We start from the raw sequence: 18,159 nt of genomic DNA, 5'->3' as shown, positions 1-18,159 counted from the left end.
ATATCCGGGTCGTTATCTATACAATTTTTTCCATCAGTGCTATAATATTACATAATTTGTTTTATATAATCGGTATTTATCACTGCAAGCTTTAGAAACAGAAGAAATCATTATACAAATCATTGAATAAGACAAATTATAAATGCTTGATCGAAAGGGAGGGAGACATCTTTTACATGGCAATCGCTTTCCTGATATCATATGCCGTATCAGATTTTTTGCAGGACCTGCAATACCCTTTATGTTTTTATTTCAGGAATTGGCATGAACGTGATCTTGTGTGATTCTCTGCATACTGATATTTGTATTTGTGGTTTATTCTTCGAATCCTGTAATGAAATATTGCTGTGTAAACAAAATAGCTTATGAAAAAACGATATTTGCAACAAAATGTATATCAGGCCTTATTGGAGCGTCTCCACTTTATATTTCATGAATTTGATGTCGTATATGTGTCTTTTTCAGGAGGAAAGGACAGCGGGCTGCTGCTGAATATTCTTTTGGACTTTCGAGATAAATTTTATCCCTCGACATCCATCGGTGTATTTCACCAGGATTTCGAAGCTCAGTACCGTGCTACTACGGAGTATGTAGAAGAAACGTTCAGGATGCTGGAAAAACGCCCCGGGGTGGAATTGTATTGGCTTTGCCTACCGATGGCAACAAGAACAGCGTTAAGCAGCTTTGAAATGTACTGGTATCCATGGGATGATAAGAAAGAGACATTATGGGTACGGCCAATGCCTGAATATGATTATGTCATTAACCTGAAAAATAATCCTGTAACGACATATCACTATAAAATGCATCAGGAGGATCTGGCCAAGCAATTCGGCAGATGGTATCGCAGTGTGCATGATAACAAAAAAACGATTTGTCTGCTGGGTCTACGTGCTGATGAGTCTATGCAGCGTTACAGCGGTTTTGTTAATAAAAAGCACAGCTATAAAGGCAAATGCTGGATTACACAGCAATTCAAGGAGGTTTGGACAGGTTCGCCTCTGTATGACTGGTCAGTCGAGGATATATGGCATGCCTATTATAAGTTCGGATATAGCTATAACAGTCTGTATGATTTGTATTACAAGGCGGGATTGACAATTTCACAAATGCGGGTGGCTTCTCCATTTCAGGATTATGCTAAGGAATCATTGAATCTATATCGCGTGATTGATCCACAGATGTGGGTGAAGCTGCTGGGCCGTGTTCAGGGAGCGAATTTTGCGGCAATCTATGCCAAAACAAAGGCAGTCGGATATCGAACCATAAAACTGCCGGAGGGACATACCTGGAAATCGTATACAATGTTCCTGTTGGCAACACTTCCCAAACGGCTGCGGCAAAACTATATTGAAAAATTCAATAAATCGATAACCTTCTGGCATACGGTAGGAGGAGGGCTTGAGGAAGAAACAATCGAAGAGCTAAAGGAGCATGGCTATCACATAAAGCGAAACGGGGTATCCAATTATACAATTTTTAAAAATTCCAGAATCATATTTCTGGATCGTATACCGGATGATACCGACGATATAAAATCCACAAAGGATATCCCCAGTTGGAAGCGTATGTGCTTCTGCATTTTAAAGAATGACCATATCTGCCGTTCCATGGGGTTTGGATTAACACGGGAACAGCAGAGACGACTGGATCATTTAAAAGAAAAATACAAGGGTACGGAGGTTTAGATGATGAGTAAGAGTCCGGTTTATCATATACGTGCAGTTCCAATAGAAAAAATCATACCGAATGATTATAACCCGAATGCCGTTGCGCCACCTGAAATGAAATTATTGTATGACAGTATAAAGGCCGACGGCTACACCATGCCAATCGTATGCTATTACGATGAGGCTAGCGATCATTATATCATTGTTGACGGCTTTCACAGATATCGCATCATGAAGGAATACCCGGATATCTATGAGCGTGAGAAGGGGGTTTTACCGGTTTCAGTAATCAATAAGCCGCTTGACCAGCGTATGGCCAGTACTATACGGCACAATCGAGCAAGAGGTAGTCACGATGTGGATTTGATGAGTAACATTGTTAAGGAATTACATGAGCTTGGACGTTCAGATGCATGGATTGCAAAGCATTTGGGTATGGATCGTGATGAAATACTGAGATTAAAGCAGATTACAGGACTTGCCGCATTGTTTAAAGAGGTAGATTTCAGTCAATCATGGGAACCGGTTGAGGATGAGGAGCAACTGCAGAGTATTGAGGATCAATTTGTCGATGCTTAAAACAGTTACATTGAATTTATAGGAATCAATAAACGTAAAAAAAACGTTCGGCTGTATTCAACATGCCATTTAGTTAAAAAAGTTGACAAAAAAAAGGAAGATCATAGAAATGACAACAGAGAATGTCGGATTCTGGTCTTTTAATATAAGAATGATTCAGAAAAAGGAATTTTGGAAAAAGTATGATGCATTCTACAATACAATGGAGCATGAGTTAACAAAGCTGCAGAATGATCCAAAGAACACGGATTATGAAACCCTATTTGCATATGCGCCAACGAATTGCTTGATTCTACGTTTCTTATCACAAAAGATAATCAAAGCTGTTAATCTCGGCACAATAAAAGACGATCAAACAAGGTTTAACCCTTTCATTCGATCGCCTTTTTTCAATAACTTGTGTCAATGAGACATCAGCCTTCATAATTTATACCAAACCAGACCACTCTACTCTCACTTAATTAAGTACATTTATGAAAGAAAATTAAAACCATCTTCACATATTTGTATAATTACTTTTCATTCATAGTTTGCAAAGCTTTAAAGAGTTCACAGACTATAATACTTATGGCGATAAGTAAAGCCAACGATATAATGGAAATATACCATATCAGAAAATCAAATGCATTCAACAGAGTTAGTGACAGGAAAAACCATGTAGCAAAAATAAAGATAATATACCAGATAATAACATTCCTTATGTTTTTTGACATATTTTTCATTTTAATCAATCGGCTTCCATACTGAACCATAATCGTTTGATACGTTCACAGCATAATTCTTTTGATATGGTAGATCAGCTTGTTGAGAAAATGTTAGAATCCTACAAAACCTACTTAAGAATTTTATCATAGCTTCCCCTTCTCTGCATTTTTGCATAATAAAGTTATTTATAATCCTAATAATTGCCTCTTTAAACTAGCATATAAAAAGGTATAAAAGCATCGCAAAGTCTACGTTTGCCTCTGGGATGTAAATATACCTGTATCTTTTTCTGGCGCAGCAGAAAGGATTTGAACCTCCGGTGTCAATGACACGCCGGTTTTCGAAACCGGTGCATTAAACCAAACTCTGCCACTGCTGCATATCCATTGAAGATTATATAACAGAATACAGGCCTTTTTCAAGACTATTTGTAAAATCGTTCTGCTTTATGTGATATTTCATTCTATATTATTTTTAAAATGATAAGAAAAAACATGCAGTATGGCAGAGCACCGCTACTACATGTTTTTTATGTTATTCCTGTACTTCTACAGCAGGCTGTTCCAGGGTGGTATCCTCACCGTCCATGATCTGCTGAACCATCTCAGTGGTCAGACGTTCCGGACCGGCAGGCACGTATGCCATAAAGTTGTCATCGTCTTCCTTATGGTTGCGCTCCTCACGGATTTCCTTCAGTTCTTTTGCCTTTTCTCCGATAATCAGATTCATTGGACGCTCATCGCCTACACCGGTTCCGGCAGGAATCAGCTTACCGATGATAACGTTCTCCTTCAGACCAATCAGGTAATCCTTTTTACCCTTGATTGCGGCATCGGTCAGAACCTTTGTGGTTTCCTGGAAGGATGCGGCAGACAGGAAGGAATCTGTTTCAACAGACGCCTTGGATATACCCAGCAATACCGGTTTGAAGGTAGCCGGCACCTGACCGCTCAGCAGTGCCTTACGGTTGATCTTCGTAATTTCCGTCAGGGAAATCTGAACACCAGGGTTCAGGTGTGTATCGTTACCTTCCAGTACGACAACCTTGCGAAGCATCTGACGAATCATAACCTCAACGTGCTTGTCACTGATTTCAATACCCTGACTCTGATAAACCTTCTTGACTTCCTTCAGAATGTAGTTCTGTACCTGACGTACACCGGCAACCTTTAAAAGCTCCTTCGGATCAACCTGACCCTCGGTAATCTTGTCACCGGCTTCCACATGTGCTCCCACCTTCATCCAAGGACGAATTGCCTGGATCAGGGTAACCTTGTGGACAATGCTTTCTTTATCATTGGATACGGTAACCTCATATCCTGTATCAATCTGATGAACATCGGTGATTTCACCTGTGATCTGTGCCAGTACGGCAACACCCTTCGGACAACGAGCCTCAAACAGCTCCTCGACACGAGGAAGACCCTGTGTGATATCTCCACCGTCGGCACTTGCCACACCACCGGTATGGAAGGTACGCATGGTCAGCTGCGTACCTGGCTCACCGATAGACTGGGCAGCCATGATTCCGACAGCTTCTCCGACTTCAACATCCTTGCCGGTCGCCATGTTGCGTCCGTAACATTTCTTACATACACCATAGATGGATTTACAAGTAAACGCACTACGGATATACATTCCCTCAACACCGGCATCCACAACCTTCTGTGCAAGTGCATCGGTAATAAATTCATCACTTTCCAGAATGACCTCTCCGGTCTTCGGATCTGTGATTTCCTGCTTGCTGTAACGTCCTACCAGACGGTCAAACAGACTCTCGATGATCGTATTTGTCTTACGATCAACGATTGCTTCCACCCAGTAGCCCTTATCCGTTCCACAGTCCTCCTGCTTAACGATAACATCCTGTGCTACGTCAACCAGACGACGTGTCAGATATCCAGATTCGGCTGTTTTCAGGGCGGTATCGGTCAGACCTTTACGCACACCGTGTGTGGAGATAAAGAATTCGGACACATTCAGACCCTCACGGAAACAGGAGTAGATCGGAACCTCTATGATGGTAGGAACATATTCACCCTTGGCAGATTTGGACTGGTTTGGCTTTGCCATCAGACCACGCATACCAGCCAGCTGTGTAAAGTTGGAGGTATTACCACGGGCACCGGAACGCGCCATCATACTGATTGGATTTTTACGAGGAAGGTTTCCCAGCAGCTCCTCGGCGATATCATCCTTGACATCCGCCCACAGCTTATTCAGGTGACGCTCCCACTCCATCATGGTAAGCTTACCCTTTTTACGCAGTGTTTTCAGCTCTTCGGCCTTCTGTTTACCATATTCCACATGCTCTTCCTTGTGAGGTGCGACCTCGATATCGGACAGGGATACGGTAACACCGGCAACGGTGGAATACTGGAATCCCATATCCTTGATCTGGTCAAGGATCTCACTTGTTTTCTCTGTGGAATAGCGTTTAAAGATTTCACCGATGATTTTACCGAGGTCCTTCTTTTTGAAAGCCGCGGTTACCGGCATGGACTTGATTGCCTCCTTCACGTCTTTTCCCATCTCCAGGAAGAAACGCTCCGGTGTTGCGACAAAGTTTTCCGCGCTGACTTCGTTCAGGAACGGGAAGTCGGTTGGGAACATATTGTTGAAGATTACCTTACCAACGGTCGTCAGCAGGTATTTCTTATTTTGTTCTTCTGTAAAGCTTTCTTTCTTTAATGCACGTGCAGGAATCGCAATACGGGAGTGCAAATGAATCTGCTGTGTCTGATATGCCATCAGGATTTCATTGATGCTTCCAAACACATGTCCCTCATTATCACCATAGCGGGTCCAGATCGCAGCGGATTTCGGGCAGTCTACCGCATTGTAGCGGTCAGCCTCCTGATAGAATTCCTCTGCGGTTTCTTCCATCGTCAGATAGAAGTTTCCCATGACCATATCCTGACCAGGTGTAACGATTGGCTTTCCATCCTTAGGACCAAGGATGTTGTTGCTACCAAGCATCATGACAAGTGCTTCGGCTCTTGCTTCTTCACTCAACGGTACGTGAACAGCCATCTGGTCACCGTCAAAGTCGGCGTTGAAGGCAGTACATACCAGTGGATGCAGACGCATGGCACGTCCTTCTACCAGCTTCGGTTTGAAGGCCTGGATACCCAGACGGTGCAGTGTAGGCGCACGGTTCATCAGAACCGGATAGCCGTCAATGACACTTTCCACAATATCCCAGATACGTGGATCCTGACGATCGATCAGCTTCTCCGCAGTCTTTGGATTGCTTGCGATTTCTTTATTTACGATTTCATTGATGACAAACGGCTTGAACAGCTGAATTGCCATTTCACGAGGCAGACCGCACTGATACATTTTCAAATCCGGTCCGACCGCGATAACAGAACGACCGGAGAAGTCAACACGCTTACCGAGCAGGTTCTGACGGAAACGTCCCTGTTTTCCCTTTAAGGAATGTGACAGAGATTTTAATGCACGTCCACCGGCTCCGGTGATCGGTTTGGAACGACGTCCGTTATCAATCAGCGCATCCACCGCTTCCTGCAGCATTCGCTTCTCATTCTGTACGATGATAGCCGGGGTTCCCAGCTCCAGCAGCTTTTTCAGACGGTTGTTACGTGTGATGACACGGCGATACAGATCATTCAGATCACTTGTCGCAAAACGTCCGCCGTCCAGCTGCAGCATCGGACGCAGATCAGGCGGGATTACCGGAATTACCGTCATTACCATCCATTCCGGCTTATTGTCGGAGTTACGGAAGGCTTCTACGGTATCCAAACGCTTGATCAGCTTTTTACGCTTTTCACCCTGTGCAGACTCCAGTGCATCCTGAATATGCTTGAATTCAGCCTCCAGGTCAACCTCTGTCAGCAGCGTCAGCGCAGCCTCGGCACCAGTCTGGGCAGTAAAGCTGCCCGGACCGTAAATTGCCATATTTTCGCGGTACTCACGTTCAGAGAGCACCTGCTTGTATTCCAGCTTTGTATCCTTAGGATCTGTTACAATCCAGGACACGAAGTATACAACCTCTTCCAGCTGCTTCGGTGTTACATCCAGCAGCAGTGCCATACGGCTTGGAATACCGCGCAGATACCAGATGTGCGCAACCGGAGCCGCAAGCTCAATGTGTCCCATACGTTCACGACGAACGCTGGATTTTGTAATTTCTACACCACAGCGGTCACAGACAACCCCCTTGTAGCGTACCTTCTTATATTTTCCACAGTAACATTCCCAGTCCTTGCTCGGTCCGAAAATTCTTTCACAGAACAATCCATCTCTTTCAGGCTTCTGAGAACGGTAGTTGATCGTCTCTGGTTTCTTTACTTCACCATGACTCCATTCGTGGATTCTATCAGGTGAAGCCAGGCTTACCTGAATTGAGGCAAAATTATTAACACTCATTTACTTACGCCTCCTCTTCGTTTTCATCATCGCTCAGCTCAATGTCTTCATCTTCTATGAAGTCATCAGCCTCTGCATCGTCATCCAGAAGAATTTCATCTTCGGATTCGTCATCTGCGACAGCATCTTCCTCTTCTACTTCCAGATCATTGATGTCTTCCTCACCGACAGGCTCAGCGGCAGGAATCGGAGGCAGAGTTGCAGCTGCTTCGCTGTTATCCTCCTTGCTGATATCTACTTCGTTACCGTCTTCATCCAGCATCTTCACGTCAATGGCAAGAGCCTGCAGCTCGTGCTTCAATACGCGGAAGGATTCCGGGATACCCGGTTCCGGAATATCTTTTCCCTTGATGATTGCTTCATAGGTCTTTGTACGACCAACGATATCATCGGATTTCACTGTCAGGATTTCCTGCAGTGTATGAGCGGCACCATAAGCCTCCAGTGCCCAGACCTCCATCTCACCGAATCTCTGACCACCGTTTTGTGCCTTACCACCCAACGGCTGCTGAGTTACCAGAGAGTATGGTCCGGTTGCACGGGCATGCAGCTTATCGTCAACCATGTGGGCCAGCTTGATCATGTACATGACGCCGACGGAAATACGTTCATCAAACGGTTCCCCGGTACGTCCGTCATACAGTACCTGTTTTCCATCCACGGTCATTTCCGCTTCCTTCATGATATCGCTCAGCTCGGTGTTGTTGATACCATCGAATACCGGTGTGGAGAATTTCACACCCAGCTTCTTGGCAGCATATCCCAGATGGATTTCCAGTACCTGACCGATGTTCATACGGGAAGGCACACCAAACGGGTTCAGCATGATATCAACCGGTGTTCCATCCGGCATGTAAGGCATATCCTCTACAGGAAGAATCTTGGAGATGACACCCTTGTTACCGTGACGTCCGGCCATTTTGTCACCCTCAGAAATCTTACGTTTCTGAACGATGTATACTTTTACTGTTTCATTGACTCCAGGCGGCAGATCGTGTCCTTCGCTTCTTTTGAAGACGCGGATGGAGTGAACGATTCCGGCACCACCATGCGGTACCTTCAAAGAGTTGTCACGTACCTCACGTGATTTCTCACCGAATATAGCCAGCAGCAGTTTTTCCTCAGGAGAGATTTCGCTCTGCCCCTTCGGCGTTACCTTACCGACCAGAATATCGCCTTCCATAACCTCTGCACCGACCATGATGATACCACGGCTGTCCAGATTACGGCATGCGTTTTCACTCACGTTAGGAATATCGCGGGTGATTTCTTCTGGCCCCAGCTTTGTTTCACGGCAGTCAATGTCGTATTCTTCAATATGAATGGAGGTATACACATCATCGCGAACCAGACGTTCACTCATGATGATGGCATCCTCGTAGTTATATCCGTACCATGTCATATAGGCAATGGTTACGTTTTGTCCAAGTGCCAGCTCGCCGCGCTCCATGGATGGGCCATCGGCAAGGATATCCCCCTTTTCGATGCGCTCTCCCTTGGAAATGATCGGACTCTGGTTGATGTTGGTTCCGTTGTTGGAACGCTGGAATTTACGCAGACGGTATTCTCTGCGGTTTCCGTCATTCTCACTGACGATGATTCTCTGAGAGTCAACATATTCCACGACACCGTTTTCTCTTGCGACGATACCGACACCGGAGTCTTTTGCGATTTTAAATTCCACACCGGTTCCGACATACGGAGAATGCGGCTGCAGAAGAGGAACGGCCTGACGCTGCATGTTCGCACCCATGAGGGCACGGGAAGCATCATCGTTTTCCAGGAACGGTACACAAGCAGTCGCAACGGATACGATCTGTTTCGGAGAAACGTCGGCCAGCTCTACCTCTTCACGTCTTGCGATGATGGTATCTCCGGCTTTACGTGCAACGACATGCTCGTTGATCAGACGGCCTTCAACAACCTCGTTGGCCTGTGCGATTACATAATCGGCTTCTTCATCCGCAGACAGGTAAAGTGCCTCTTCCTGTACGGTTCCATCCGCATTTACAATACGGTAAGGTGTTTGAATAAAGCCGTATTCATTGATTTTTCCATACGTCGTCAGATTGGAAATCAGACCGATGTTTGGACCTTCCGGTGTCTCGATCGGACAGATACGCCCATAGTGAGAGCTGTGAACGTCACGAACCTCGTAGCTCGCACGGTCACGGGTGATACCGCCAGGTCCCAATGCGGAAATACGACGCTTGTTTGTCAGCTCAGCAAGCGGATTCTGCTGATCCATGAACTGAGACAGCTGCGAAGAGGAGAAGAATTCCTTGATTGCCGCTGTCAGCGGACGGATATTGGTCAGCTTCTTCGGTGTCAGGGTCGCGATATCCGCGATGGACATACGTTCCTTAACCACACGCTCCATACGGCTTAAACCGATACGGAACTGATTCTGAATCAGCTCTCCGACGGAACGGATACGACGGTTCCCCAGCATATCGATATCATCGGTATCTCCAACACCTTCCATATTGTTCAGATTGTAGGCATAGAATGCATACATATCGGAAATAGTAATGGTGTGCTTGTCAGCATACGGGTCATTTCCCATAACCTTCACAACTGCACCGTCGTGGTCACGGATCAGGATTTCCTGAATCGCAGCCCCGACCAGCCATGCATATAATACAGCACCGTTGTTAACTTTTGCTTTGATTTCATCTACGGCAGTCACACTGAGTGCTTCCGGCTTGTGGCGAGGAGTATAGCCATCCACGAAGAAATCGCCTTCCTCGTTGACTACATCTTCTCCATTTGCGTCCGTCAAACGGGCAAACGCGTACATTCTCTGTCCGTAGTTCAATACGGCATTCACATTAGCGCTTGTTAAAGCAACCTTCTTGGCAATGATGCCTCCATGAACAGCTACCTTTTCCACACCCTTAACGATTGCTTCCACATCCTGTTCGCTCAGAATGCTTCCTTCATACAGCGTACCGTCTTCCAGCTCCACATCGCCTGCCAGAACACGTCCGACAAGACCGAGGTGATTGCTGCTTGGTACATATACCTTATCCGGATGATTGAACAGCGGATTGAACGGGAATGCATTGACATGCATACCTTTTTCCAGCTCCTTGCGAAGTGCATTTCGCTCATCACGGTTGACCATCGTACCACTGGCCATAAACACATTGCCATCCGCATCCAGAATATCCTGAGCAAGATGGTGCTTATCAACACGGTTGATCGCGTTCAGCTTCTTGCGCAGCTTATAACGTCCGGCCTTTGTCAGGTCATAACGGCGCGGATCGAAGAACTTCGCATTCATTAACGTGATGGAACCATCCAGTGTCGGGATTTCATCAGAACGCTGGTTTTCGTAAATGGACAGTAATGCCTCCTGTGTTGTCTTGACCTTATCTGCCATCAGTGTGTTTTCAATTTCCTCGTATTTGCCGAAGAAGGATGCATATAATGTAAGGTACAGATTCATGAACTCACGATCCTCATCATCAATCGCTACATTTTCCACGATATCTCTTCCCATAGCCTTCAGGAAGGTTTTGATCTGCATCGTGTCATGTGCATCCTCACTTCTGTCAAGATCCACAGACATACCGATCGCCTTGAACAGAATGGAAGACAGCATTTTACGTTTCCGGTCAATGCTCATGTTTAAAACACGTCCTGTAGACGCCTTTTTCACTTCTGTCAGAAACTCCAGCCATGTTCCACGGCTTGGAATCAATTCGCAGGCAAAGGATTCCTTCCCTGTTTTTTCCTCATAACCAGTGGAAAAGTACGCACCCGGGGAACGCACAATCTGCGAAACGATGACACGCTCCGCACCATTGATAATAAAGGTACCGGTTTCCGTCATCAGCGGGAAGTCCCCAAGGAAGACATCCTCCCACTTGTTGATAACCTCACCAGTGGTGTTATCTGTAATTTCAAGCTCCATACGGGCTTTCAAAGGTGCCGCGAAATTACATTCGCGATACATTGATTCCTCCGCATTGAATTTCGGCTCTCCGAATTCATAGCCGGCGAATTTCAGCTTGATATTTCCTCCATAGTTTTGAATCGGGTAAATCTCATTGAAAACTTCCCCAATCCCTTCGTTCTTGAACCACTCGAAGGAGTCTGTCTGGATTTCTACCAGATTTGGCAGTTCCAGATGCCCGCTTACTTTTGAGTAGTCTCGACGCTCTGCCTTTTTACCGGAAGCGACAATACGATAAGGCTGTTTTTTGTCCATGTACGCCATCCTTTCTACAAGTTTCACCTATCAAAATAAGGCATAAAAACCCATTTTAATATTTTAGTATTATGCAATTTATTATAATATCAACTGTTTGTCAAATTGTCAATGCTTTTTTTGCTTTTAGTATGAAATATCCTTTTTCCTTGTGAATGATATCGCAATTTCCAAACACTTCTTTTATTTTCGTCACGGCGCTGCGTGCTCCCTGCTGTTTGCGAATCACAACCCAAAGTGTCCCCTGGTCCGCAAGGTGATTCCATGCCTCCTCAAAGATGTTATAGATGACGTTTTTACCGGCACGAATCGGAGGATTTGTTATGATATCAGTAAAAGTATTCCCACTTACCTGTTCATATACATCGGACACATGAATGTTTGCCTCGATATTATTCTTTTCGGCATTGTTTCTGGCAAGTGCCACCGCTCTTGGATTCACATCCACCATTTCAACCTGCTTATCCGGCCATGCCTTTTTGGTAACGATTCCCACAACGCCATAGCCGCAGCCCATGTCAAGAAGTTGATTTCCCAGCTCTTCCTCATGCTCATGCAGCGTGTTGAGCAGTACCCGTGTACCAAAATCGACACTGTCTTTGGAGAACACACCGTTATCAGTAATAAAAGAAACGTTAAAACACCAAAACCGGAAAGATATTTCCTTCCGGTTTTCTGCTAAATGACGATTATCTGTAAAGTAATGATCCATCGTTATCCCGCCTTTTTAGGTGACAAAAAGCCTCTCGGCTTTTTGTTGTTTGTAAAATGTGTAAGTATGAATTACTTGATTTCTACAGAAGCACCAGCGTCCATCAGTTTCTTCTTGATTTCTTCTGCTTCTTCCGGTTTGATGTTTTCCTTAATTACACTTGGTGCCTTGTCAACCAGACCCTTAGCGTCAACCAGACCTAAACCAGTGATTTCACGTACTGCCTTGATGACAGCAACCTTTGTTCCACCGATGTCAGTCAGAGTTACTGTTACTTCGCTAGGTCCTGCAGCAGCAGCGTCGTCTGCTACAGCAGCTACAGCAACTGGTGCAGCAGCTGTTACACCGAATTTTTCTTCGATTGCTTTTACTAATTCGTTAAGTTCTAAGATGGTAGCTTCTTCTAAGTAAGCTAAGATATCTTCCTGTGCTAATTTTGCCATTTTCATTTTCCTCCTGTAAGTTTATTCCTGTGGAGCTGCTTCTTCAGCAGAACCTCCGTCTTTTGCGTCAGCCACTGCCTTAACAGCACATGCAAATCCACGTACTGGAGACTGCAGACAGCTTAACAGCATTGATAACATACCTTCACGGTTCGGCAGACTGGACAGTTCCTTAATGGTATCTACACCAACAACTTTTCCTTCTACGATTCCGCTTTTCAATACCAAGTGTTCATGTTTCTTAGCGAATTTTGCCAGAACACGCGCAGGAGCAACTGCGTCACCACCGAATGCGATGGCGTTTGGTCCGATCAGATCCTTTGTAAGATCATCCGCACCTGCTTCAACAGCAGCACGCTGAGCCAGTGAGTTTTTGTAAACCTTGAACTCAACACCTTCTTCGCGCAGATTTCTACGTAACTCGGTTACTTCGGCAACGCTAAGTCCACGGTACTCAACAACAACAGTTGACTGAGATTCTTTCATTTTCTGAGCAATTTCAGAAACGACCGCTTTCTTGCTATCGATAATCGCCTGGTTCATAACTTCACACCTCCTAAATTTATATGTAACAATATACCCTTTAAGAGTGATATAAAAACACCCGCAGGCATAGACAGACTACGGGTGAAAGTTTAGTATCCAACTTTTACCTCGGTAACATGATTAAGCCGTAGGGCCGTTACTGTCTATGGTATATTGATAACATCTGATATTCTAACCTGCTAACGAGATTTTGTCAATCGTTATTTTTCAACAGTTACTTTTACACCAGGTCCCATGGTAGTGGAAATCACCAGGTTTTTGATGTAAGTACCCTTTACAGCCGCAGGACGTGCTTTTGAGATTACCTTCAGCAGTGCATTGAAGTTGTCAACCAGCTTCTCATCGTCAAAGCTTACTTTTCCGATCATCAGGTTGATATTTCCTTCTTTGTCAACACGGTATTCAACCTTACCCTTTTTGATATCTTCAACAGCTTTTGCTACATCCATGGTAACTGTACCAGTCTTAGGGTTTGGCATTAAGCCCTTTGGTCCCAACAGACGTCCCAGCTTACCAAGTTCACCCATCATGTTCGGAGTCGCAACGATGACATCGAAGTCGAACCATCCCTTCTGGATGTCTTCCAGCAGTTCTTTTCCACCGACGAAATCTGCACCGGCATCTTTCGCTTCCTGCTCTTTCGGTCCCTGTGTAATAACACAGACCTTCTGTGTTTTACCAGTTCCGTGTGGAAGTACCATCGCACCACGAATCTGCTGATCTGCGTGACGAGGATCCACATTTAATTTGAAGCTAACTTCAACAGATGCGTCGAATTTAGCGATGTTTGTTTCTTTTGCTAATTTTACTGCCTCGGCTACTGAATAAGTTTTTGTGCGATCAACTTTTTTAGCAGCTTCTACATATTTTTTACCGAATTTTGCCATTTTGTTTTCCGCCTTTCTTATTCAAAACCTTCAACTTCAACACCCATGTTTTTAGCAGTACCTGCGACAATACGCATAGCAGCTTCCACATCGTTGGCATTCAAGTCTGGCATTTTGTATTCTGCGATTTCACGCAGCTGATCTACTGTGATTTTTCCAGAGATCTCTTTCTGGTTTCCTGAAGCTTTTTTGATTCCAGCAGCTTTTTTGATCATCATAGCAGCCGGAGTTGTTTTGATTACGAAGTCAAAGCTCTTGTCTTCGTATGCAGTAATGATAACTGGAACGACATCACCGGCACGTTCTTTCGTAGCATCATTAAATGCTGTACAGAACTGCGGCATGTTGATACCGGCAGAAGCCAGTGCAGGTCCCGGTCTAGCTCCCCCTGCAGGGAACTGAAGTTTACAAACTTTTGCAACTTTCTTACTCACAAGACATTCCTCCTATATTTAAAAAGTCTTATGCAGTGGTCAGAATGAAGGGTTGCCTCCTTCTCCCACGCATGAAAATACCACGAAACCGCGGTACTTAGTATTGTAATATGATTCTATTGGAATTGCAACTGTTTTTTTCATAAATTACGCAAGTAATATCCCTTTCTCTTTTATCGCTTCTTTTGTATTCAGAAAAAGAGATCTTTTTCAGTTATCCATACCTGCTACAGCTGAAGGAATCAAAGATTATCCGCAAGCGGCTTTCTATATCAATAGCATCCACGACAGCAGAACAACGCTAACTATGAAACTCTTACAGCAGGTTACGGCATACAGCAAAGCATAAGGTTTCTGCAAATGCATAGATTCATTGCATTGAATCTATGTATATCCCATACAGAGTACAGCAGATTCACCTGCATATCCATATCATTATTTCTGCAATATCACTGCCTTGCTTACGTTTATTATGAATATCCCTGATGTTTACTACTATTTGTTTTTTAGCACGATAGATTAACAGTCTTAATTTCCCTTATCACAATAAAAAGACATTCTTACCATTAGACAACCATGGTGTACCTCATCCCCTTCTACCTTACAGACCTGCCTTTTATGACAGATACCGCCCTGGCTTTCCATCTTAAAATTCCCCTTGCAGAATGCTCAGCCTGCAACGTGCTAAAAACAACTTTTTTGTACCTTTCATACGATATGTAAACGTTTCCGCTCGTAATTTCACAGATTTCATTATATAATATAGATAATGAAACAAATTAGATGGGAGCTGACAACATGAGCAAAAAATCAAAAATCATTACCGGGCTGGGGGCAGCGTCCACACTTGCGGCCGCAACCGATTTCTTTCTGTGCCGGACACTGTTTGACCAGACGCTAAACCGGAAAAAACTGAAAAAGGGGAAGCAGCTGAGTCTGGCAGACGCGGATCTGAATGATGAACAAAAAACACGGCGCCACAAGGAGCTGCTGCTCTGTAAGAAATGGATACAGAATGTTGCGGTTGACAAGGTATCTGTAGAAAGTGAAGACGGTCTGCAGCTGGTTGGTATGATTTATCCTTCCCAGGACCATACATCACACCGCTGGGCTATCGTTATGCATGACTACGCCTGCACCAAGGAGGATATGCGGACAGTCGCAAGAGCCTTTCATGAACAGGGCTATCATGTGCTTACCCCGGATGCACGTGCACACGGAGAGAGCGAAGGCTCTTTGATATCTCTGGGCTGGAATGAGCGTAAGGATTTACTTCGCTGGATCGATGCGGTTCTGGAAATGGATTCACAGGCGGAAATCGTTTTGTACGGTATTTCCATGGGAGCGGACACAATTCTGTTCTGTCCGCAGGAAAAACTGCCTGCCGCAGTACGCTGTATCATTGAAGACGGCGGATACACCTCGGTGTATGATATATTATCATGGCAGATGACGCACTATTATAAAATGCCTCCATTCCCGATTCTGGATTCCATGGGTGTCCTTGTAAAACAGAAAATGAAATTCGGCATCCGCAAGGCAAGCGCATTGCCGAAGATGGAAAAGGCGATTCTTCCAACTCTGTTTCTCCATGGTGAAAAGGATGTGCATGTGCCCTGTGATATGGCATTTCGCCTATATGATGCCTGTCAGTCCGCGAAGGATCTCTACATTGTGGAAAACAGCGGACACAGAGCCAATATGTATGAACAGCCAAAGGCGTATTATCAGAAGATTTTCCACTTCCTCGATGAGCATATGAAATAATGCATATGGAAGGTATCCTTACAGATACCTTCAGAAACAACAAAAAACAATCCTGCGTACCTTAAACAGGATTGTTTTCTTCTACCTTCTTTTCTTATTTACGAATTGGAAAACAGATTTCTGTCATAAATTCCTTTGGATTGTCACACTGCCCCCAGCCCTTGTGATAGATGCAGAAATTCGCTCCATCCAGCTCATAGCCGTTTTCCTTGATCCACATCGTAATCGCCATGCAGACCTCCGTAATCTGGCTGTAATCACCGGTAAAGGTAACACTGGCATCCGTTTCATCCTTCAGCTGACGAAAGCAGATATCCTCAACATCCTCATAGCTGCCGACTACCTCCGTGGCGATTTCTATATTCACATTCTTTTCTGCAAATCCCTCATCAAAAAAATATGCCCGTGCATTTTGCGGTTGTGCAAAGGTGATATCCAGATGCTTTTCCGCAAGGATGCTGTACATCCTCTTCCATACCAGATCCTCACGCTCATATGTGGGAATCATGCTGCGCAGGGTTGCGGCATACATTCCCTTGATTTGTTTTACTTCTACCGTATACTTCATAAACGTATCCTCCGTATCGAGCAGCTTCTGCGCCCGTTCCAGTCGGATCAGTGTATTCGAGATCCTTTGCCGTTCCTCTTCCAGCTCCTTCATGCGTATCTGAAAATACCGCTGAATCTCCTGCGGACTGTCATACTGCGTCATGATTTCCTCCATCATGGCGACACTGAAGCCGGCTTCTCTTAGAAACCGTATTTTGGCAGCCTCGAAAATCTGTTCATGTGCATAAAAGCGATATCCGCTTTCCTCATCCACATAACGGGGCTTCAACAGATTATGCTTTTCATAATACCGCAGCATCCGGATACTGATCCTGGACAGCTTCGAAAAATCACCAATCCTTAACATGCAAGGCACCTCGCTTTCTGAGCTCACAGGAAGTATACGCCATGACACAATGTCAGAGTCAACCCGCTTTTAGAAATACTGTACGGTTCTTGTATCCAGACAGACAACCCCCAGTCTGCTGTGAATATCATTTGCCGCACACCCGCAGTCGATATCCATCACACGGGCAGTCTTTACATCACCGGTATCTGTCCAAATAGTATAGGGATGTGTCTCCTGAAAAAACAGGGTAGGTGTATGACCGACAATCACACTGCGGTCATCAAACAGACGCTCATGTACATCCATACGGTCCCATACAAAGCGTTCCATTGTAACATCACTGTCTTTCACATCCTGCTGTGTTACGATACCATGCGTAAACTGTGGCTGCGCACTGCCATGTGTTAAGTAAAACAGTTCCTCATGCACTTTAAGGTCACAGATTGCAATCGGCAGTTCATCCAGATAATCCAGAAGCTCACGCTGCTTCCTTTCATTCAGACATTCAAAGGCATCGATCGTCGGGCTGCAGTGATTGCGTTGCCAGCGATCGGTTACCACCCATGCCTCCTGCATATCGGTTATCACATGGTGCACCGCCTCATAATACTGCTTCATCATATATTCATGATTTCCCAGCAGCATATGTGCATTATCTCTATTCATAATATCAAGAAGGATGGCAATTCCATCCCTTCCGCGGTCAATCACATCCCCCAGTATAAACAGCGTATCCTCATTCTGTAACGCAAGTGCCTCCAGCATGGCATCGTAGCGGTCCTTAAGGCCATGGACATCACTCATCACATAGGTACTCAAAAACATCCCTCCTTTATGCCTTAACCAGCAGTTGATTTATACCACAGTATGTTAACTCTTCTTCCATTGCAGGAAGCCCTGTCCTGCT

At 44.9% G+C, this 18,159-nt stretch carries 13 protein-coding genes, 1 tRNA gene and 1 other annotated feature; of the genes, 4 read left to right on the top strand and 10 right to left on the bottom strand.

The window, feature by feature from the left end; genetic code table 11:
• The first annotated feature begins 365 nt into the window (after nt 1-365).
• The 3 genes from G4D54_03645 (at nt 366) to G4D54_03635 (ending at nt 2,658) form a co-directional block, all read left to right on the top strand.
• Complete coding sequence (locus tag G4D54_03645) at nt 366-1,688, top strand: DUF3440 domain-containing protein (GenBank protein QJA01583.1); 1,323 nt, start codon at nt 366-368, stop codon at nt 1,686-1,688.
• Nucleotides 1,689-2,249 (top strand): ParB N-terminal domain-containing protein, encoded by a 561-nt coding sequence (locus G4D54_03640; GenBank protein QJA01582.1) that lies wholly within the window; start codon nt 1,689-1,691, stop codon nt 2,247-2,249. It begins immediately after the preceding gene.
• 109 nt (nt 2,250-2,358) lie between these two features.
• A complete protein-coding gene (locus G4D54_03635; protein QJA01581.1) occupies nt 2,359-2,658 on the top strand; it encodes a hypothetical protein in 300 nt (99 codons plus the stop codon).
• A gap of 586 nt (nt 2,659-3,244) precedes the next feature.
• Here the strand turns inward: G4D54_03635 and G4D54_03630 are convergent.
• The 8 genes from G4D54_03630 to rplK form a co-directional block, all read right to left on the bottom strand.
• Nucleotides 3,245-3,333 (bottom strand) — tRNA-Ser (locus G4D54_03630).
• 155 nt (nt 3,334-3,488) lie between these two features.
• Nucleotides 3,489-7,349 (bottom strand): DNA-directed RNA polymerase subunit beta', encoded by a 3,861-nt coding sequence (gene rpoC / locus G4D54_03625; GenBank protein QJA01580.1) that lies wholly within the window; start codon nt 7,347-7,349, stop codon nt 3,489-3,491.
• A gap of 4 nt (nt 7,350-7,353) precedes the next feature.
• A complete protein-coding gene (locus G4D54_03620) occupies nt 7,354-11,565 on the bottom strand; it encodes a DNA-directed RNA polymerase subunit beta (GenBank protein QJA01579.1) in 4,212 nt (1,403 codons plus the stop codon).
• 100 nt (nt 11,566-11,665) lie between these two features.
• On the bottom strand, nt 11,666-12,277 hold the full coding sequence (locus tag G4D54_03615; GenBank protein ID QJA01578.1) for a class I SAM-dependent methyltransferase: 612 nt from the start codon (nt 12,275-12,277) through the stop codon (nt 11,666-11,668).
• A 71-nt stretch (nt 12,278-12,348) separates the two neighbouring features.
• Nucleotides 12,349-12,720: a 50S ribosomal protein L7/L12 gene (rplL, locus tag G4D54_03610; protein QJA01577.1), complete on the bottom strand. Its 372-nt coding sequence runs from the start codon at nt 12,718-12,720 to the stop codon at nt 12,349-12,351.
• A gap of 21 nt (nt 12,721-12,741) precedes the next feature.
• Complete coding sequence (locus G4D54_03605) at nt 12,742-13,263, bottom strand: 50S ribosomal protein L10 (GenBank protein ID QJA01576.1); 522 nt, start codon at nt 13,261-13,263, stop codon at nt 12,742-12,744.
• A 43-nt stretch (nt 13,264-13,306) separates the two neighbouring features.
• Nucleotides 13,307-13,433, bottom strand: a sequence feature (ribosomal protein L10 leader region).
• Nucleotides 13,434-13,466: 33 nt separating this feature from the next.
• Complete coding sequence (gene rplA / locus G4D54_03600; protein QJA01575.1) at nt 13,467-14,153, bottom strand: 50S ribosomal protein L1; 687 nt, start codon at nt 14,151-14,153, stop codon at nt 13,467-13,469.
• 17 nt (nt 14,154-14,170) lie between these two features.
• Nucleotides 14,171-14,587, bottom strand: a complete 417-nt coding sequence (gene rplK, locus G4D54_03595; protein QJA01574.1) for a 50S ribosomal protein L11 — start codon at nt 14,585-14,587, stop codon at nt 14,171-14,173.
• Nucleotides 14,588-15,385: 798 nt separating this feature from the next.
• Between rplK and G4D54_03590 the strand changes: the two genes are divergently transcribed.
• Entirely contained in the window at nt 15,386-16,354 is a 969-nt protein-coding gene (locus G4D54_03590) for a prolyl oligopeptidase family serine peptidase (protein ID QJA01573.1), read from the top strand.
• Nucleotides 16,355-16,448: 94 nt separating this feature from the next.
• Here the strand turns inward: G4D54_03590 and G4D54_03585 are convergent, their stop codons facing one another.
• Both G4D54_03585 and G4D54_03580 read right to left on the bottom strand, forming a co-directional pair.
• Nucleotides 16,449-17,270: a MerR family transcriptional regulator gene (locus G4D54_03585; GenBank protein QJA01572.1), complete on the bottom strand. Its 822-nt coding sequence runs from the start codon at nt 17,268-17,270 to the stop codon at nt 16,449-16,451.
• Nucleotides 17,271-17,339: 69 nt separating this feature from the next.
• Nucleotides 17,340-18,071, bottom strand: coding sequence for a diadenosine tetraphosphatase (locus G4D54_03580; protein ID QJA01571.1), 732 nt, complete (start codon nt 18,069-18,071; stop codon nt 17,340-17,342).
• Between the last annotated feature and the right edge of the window lie 88 nt (nt 18,072-18,159).

The sequence above is a fragment of the [Clostridium] innocuum genome (assembly GCA_012317185.1).
Taxonomy (GTDB): Bacteria; Bacillota_I; Bacilli_A; order Erysipelotrichales; family Erysipelotrichaceae; genus Clostridium_AQ; species Clostridium_AQ innocuum.
The sequence above is the reverse complement of the archived record's forward strand: the minus strand, read 5'-3'. Positions and strand labels throughout refer to the sequence as shown.

Bases quoted from the DNA above. Each gene is read 5' to 3' on its own strand.
- G4D54_03645 (QJA01583.1), top strand. From the start codon at position 366: ATGAAAAAACGATATTTGCAACAAAATGTATATCAGGCCTTATTGGAG.
- G4D54_03640 (QJA01582.1), top strand. From the start codon at position 1,689: ATGATGAGTAAGAGTCCGGTTTATCATATACGTGCAGTTCCAATAGAA.
- G4D54_03635 (QJA01581.1), top strand. From the start codon at position 2,359: ATGACAACAGAGAATGTCGGATTCTGGTCTTTTAATATAAGAATGATT.
- rpoC (QJA01580.1), bottom strand. From the start codon at position 7,349: ATGAGTGTTAATAATTTTGCCTCAATTCAGGTAAGCCTGGCTTCACCT.
- G4D54_03620 (QJA01579.1), bottom strand. From the start codon at position 11,565: ATGGACAAAAAACAGCCTTATCGTATTGTCGCTTCCGGTAAAAAGGCA.
- G4D54_03615 (QJA01578.1), bottom strand. From the start codon at position 12,277: ATGGATCATTACTTTACAGATAATCGTCATTTAGCAGAAAACCGGAAG.
- rplL (QJA01577.1), bottom strand. From the start codon at position 12,720: ATGGCAAAATTAGCACAGGAAGATATCTTAGCTTACTTAGAAGAAGCT.
- G4D54_03605 (QJA01576.1), bottom strand. From the start codon at position 13,263: ATGAACCAGGCGATTATCGATAGCAAGAAAGCGGTCGTTTCTGAAATT.
- rplA (QJA01575.1), bottom strand. From the start codon at position 14,153: ATGGCAAAATTCGGTAAAAAATATGTAGAAGCTGCTAAAAAAGTTGAT.
- G4D54_03590 (QJA01573.1), top strand. From the start codon at position 15,386: ATGAGCAAAAAATCAAAAATCATTACCGGGCTGGGGGCAGCGTCCACA.
- G4D54_03585 (QJA01572.1), bottom strand. From the start codon at position 17,270: ATGTTAAGGATTGGTGATTTTTCGAAGCTGTCCAGGATCAGTATCCGG.